This window comes from Mesorhizobium sp. YIM 152430 (assembly GCF_029210365.1).
Classification (GTDB): Bacteria; Pseudomonadota; Alphaproteobacteria; order Rhizobiales; family Rhizobiaceae; genus Aliihoeflea.
This window is the reverse complement of sequence record NZ_JARGES010000035.1, coordinates 1-839: the sequence shown is the minus strand read 5'-3', so window position 1 is coordinate 839 and position 839 is coordinate 1. Positions and strand designations below refer to the sequence as shown.

Annotated in this window: 1 protein-coding gene; it reads left to right on the top strand. The window is 54.7% G+C overall.

Going from position 1 to position 839, the window contains the following annotated elements:
• On the top strand, window positions 1-694 hold a 694-nt coding region (locus PZ895_RS11235; RefSeq protein ID WP_275839087.1), incomplete at its 5' end, for a hypothetical protein.
• Window positions 695-839 lie beyond the last annotated feature (145 nt).

The following is an 839-nucleotide window of genomic DNA, read 5'->3' as shown; positions in this document are numbered from 1 at the left end:
TCCCAGAGCGGCCGGTTGGGATGCCGACCGACGACTGCTCCTTGAAGCGCTGAACGCGTTGCACCGCGTCTCTCGAACTGCGATGCGTTTCGGTGACGAGCATATGGCGGACACTGTTCCGAAATGGACGCGTGAGTACTATCGCGGTGCTTTGAGCGTCTACTCGGTGCTTTTAGGCTATACGAACGTAGGATTTGCCTATGATGCCCAGGGCAGCGAGATGCCGTCGTTCCTGTTCTGCCTTGATGACATCTTCGAGAGCTTCGTCCGAAACTCGCTCCGGGCCGGATATCGGGAGCGGAAAATCTCGGTGGTAGACGGTAATCTGACCAAAAACCAGCGGCCACTCTTCCTGGACAACAGCGTGTATCCGATTAAGCCCGACGCGATCATCCGACGCAAAAAGCAAATCCTCGCCATCGCTGAGGTAAAGTACAAGCCCGACATCGACGAGAAGGACAGATATCAGGTCATCAGTCACGCCATCGCGCTCGGAGCACCCATCGCCTTTTGGATCTCACCTGCGCTGACCGAGGCAGAATCCGGGCTGACCTATGTGGGCTCCATATCTACCGGGGCCAAATTTTACCACTATCGGCTGAATCTAGATGGCGACCTAGATCAAGCGGTAGAGCGCATGATTTCCAAGGTCAGCAATGCAGTCGGCGAGCAGATTTTGACCGAAGAGGCATAGGCCTCGACGGCCTTCTCGCATCCGTCGCAAAAATCGTTCGCAAAATTCAACCTTTCGCACACGACTTTTGCGACAGAAATTCCCCTGAAAAATCAGCGCCGGCTATTTTGTCGCGAAACTTACCATTAGTGCGACACCTTACGGC